This is a genomic window from Nocardiopsis sp. TNDT3 (assembly GCF_003427465.1).
Lineage (GTDB): Bacteria > Actinomycetota > Actinomycetes > Streptosporangiales > Streptosporangiaceae > Nocardiopsis > Nocardiopsis dassonvillei.
On the sequence record NZ_QPFC01000896.1, the window covers coordinates 1 to 2,399 of the forward strand.

Annotated in this window: 2 protein-coding genes; one reads left to right on the forward strand and one right to left on the reverse strand. The window is 73.3% G+C overall.

Annotation, left to right across the window (positions count from 1 at the left end):
• The first annotated feature begins 357 nt into the window (after positions 1-357).
• Entirely contained in the window at positions 358-1,875 is a 1,518-nt protein-coding gene (gene dop, locus DQW06_RS21245) for a depupylase/deamidase Dop (protein WP_013152525.1), read from the forward strand.
• Positions 1,876-1,943: 68 nt separating this feature from the next.
• Here the strand turns inward: dop and DQW06_RS21250 are convergent.
• On the reverse strand, positions 1,944-2,399 hold a 456-nt coding region (locus DQW06_RS21250; protein WP_198662512.1), incomplete at its 5' end, for a CdaR family transcriptional regulator.

Genomic DNA, 2,399 nt, shown 5'->3' on the forward strand with positions numbered 1-2,399 from the left:
CCGGACCACCGGTCGGCCCCTTCCCGCGCCGGTCGCGTCCGGTCCCCGTGACGGCGGGGCGATGGTGCTCTGGGTCCCCGCGCTGGTTGGCCGGGCGCGGCACGGGCCAGGCGCTCCGGGCACATCAGGTGAGCGGCCGCCGGGGGCGGCGGCCCCCGGCTCCGCGTCCCGCTGACCGGGACGCCGCCCCCGCCCGGCGGGAGCGGACCGGCGCCGACCGGGTGTGGGGCCTTCGTACGTCGTGACCTGCAAGGGGACGGCACGCCGCGGTACCGCGCAACGCCCCAGAACACGGCACTTGGGCCACAATTGGCGCGGAAGCGTTCAAGACCACGCCTCGGTGGATAACCTCTCACCATGAGTGTGCGGCGGATTATGGGTATCGAGACCGAGTACGGGATCTCCGTACCAGGCAACCCCGGGGCCAACGCGATGGTCACCTCCACCCAGGTGGTCAACGCCTATCTGGCCGCCTCGGCGGCCCGGGCGCGGCGCGCCCGCTGGGACTTCGAGGAGGAGAACCCCCTGCGCGACGCGCGCGGCTTCGACCTGGCGCGTGAGGTCGCCGATCCCACGCAGCTCACCGACGAGGACCTGGGCCTGGCCAACGTCATCCTCACCAACGGCGCCCGCCTGTACGTGGACCACGCCCACCCCGAGTACTCGGCGCCCGAGGTCACCAACCCGCGCGACGCGGTGCTGTGGGACAAGGCGGGGGAGCGGGTGATGGCCGACGCCGCCGCGCGGGCGGGCGCCACCCCGGGCATCGAGCCGATCCAGCTGTACAAGAACAACACCGACAACAAGGGCGCCTCCTACGGCTGCCACGAGAACTACCTGATGCACCGGTCGACGCCGTTCGGCGACATCGTCCGGCACCTGATCCCGTTCTTCGTCTCCCGCCAGGTGGTGTGCGGGGCGGGCAAGGTCGGCATCGGCTCCGACGGGCAGGGCAGCGGGTTCCAGATCTCCCAGCGCGCCGACTTCTTCGAGGTCGAGGTGGGGCTGGAGACCACCCTCAAGCGCCCCATCATCAACACCAGGGACGAACCGCACGCCGACCCCGACCAGTACCGGCGGCTGCACGTCATCATCGGCGACGCCAACATGAGCGAGATCTCCACCTACCTCAAGCTGGGGACGACGGCGCTGGTGCTGTCGATGATCGAGGACGGGTTCCTGAGCGCGGACCTGTCCCTGGAGACCCCGGTGGCCGACCTGCGGGAGGTCTCGCACGACCCCGGCCTCACCCACCGGGTGCGGCTGCGCGACGGGCGGCGGATGACCGCGCTGGAACTCCAGTGCGAGTACCTGGACCAGGCCCGCAAGTACGTGGAGGACCGCTTCGGCACCGACGTGGACCCCGACACCGCCGACGTCCTGGACCGCTGGGAGTCGGTGCTCAACCGGCTGGGCGCCGACCCGATGAGCCTGGCCGACGAGCTGGACTGGGTGGCCAAACTCAAGGTGCTGGAGGGCTACCGCTCCCGTGACTCCCTGGAGTGGTCGCACCCCCGCCTGCAACTGGTGGACCTGCAGTACTCCGACGTGCGGGCGGACAAGGGCATCTACAACCGGCTGGTGGCGCGCGGGCGGATGAAGCGCCTGCTGGAGGAGGCCCAGGTGGACCGGGCGGTCACCGAGCCGCCGGAGGACACCCGCGCCTACTTCCGCGGGCGCTGCCTGGCCAAGTACGCCGACGAGGTGGCCGCCGCCTCCTGGGACTCGGTGATCTTCGACCTGCCGGGCTACGACTCGCTCCAGCGGGTGCCGACCCTGGAGCCGCGCCGGGGCACCAAGGAACACGTGGGGAAGCTGCTGGACGCCTCCCCGACCGCGGCCGACCTGGTGGCGGTGCTCACCGGAGGCCGCTGACCGGCGGGAGTCCGCCCCCCGGGGGGCCGCGGACGCCCGCCCGCGTCCGCGGCTCCCGCAGGGGCGCCTCAGGTGTGCCAGGTGCCGTCGTGGCAGCGGACGGGCTCCAGGCTCAGGGCGGTCCACAGCTCCAGCCGGGTGCGGGGCTCGTCCAGGCGGCGTCCCATGACCCGCTCGGCGGCGCGCAGCCGCGAACGCAGGGTGTTGCGGTGCACGCCCAGGTCCCGGGCGGTCGCCTCCACCTGTGCGCTGTTGTCCAGGTAGTGGCGCAGGGTGTGCGCCAGTTCCGTGCCGTTGCGGACGTCGTGGGCGCGCAGCCTGCCCAGGACAGCCTGGTCGAAGGCGCGCGCCCCCTCGGCCGGGACCGCCGAGCGCAGCAGCGCCCAGGCGTCGGTCTCGTCCACGTGCCGGTACCCCTCCGTCGCGGCCTGGCGCGCCCGGTCCACGGCCGAGGACAGGTCCTCGGGTCCCCGGGCGGTGCAGGCCCCGGCCGCGACCGGGCCCCCGTCCGGGGCGGACAGCGC

Bases quoted from the DNA above. Each gene is read 5' to 3' on its own strand.
- dop (WP_013152525.1), top strand. From the start codon at position 358: ATGAGTGTGCGGCGGATTATGGGTATCGAGACCGAGTACGGGATCTCC.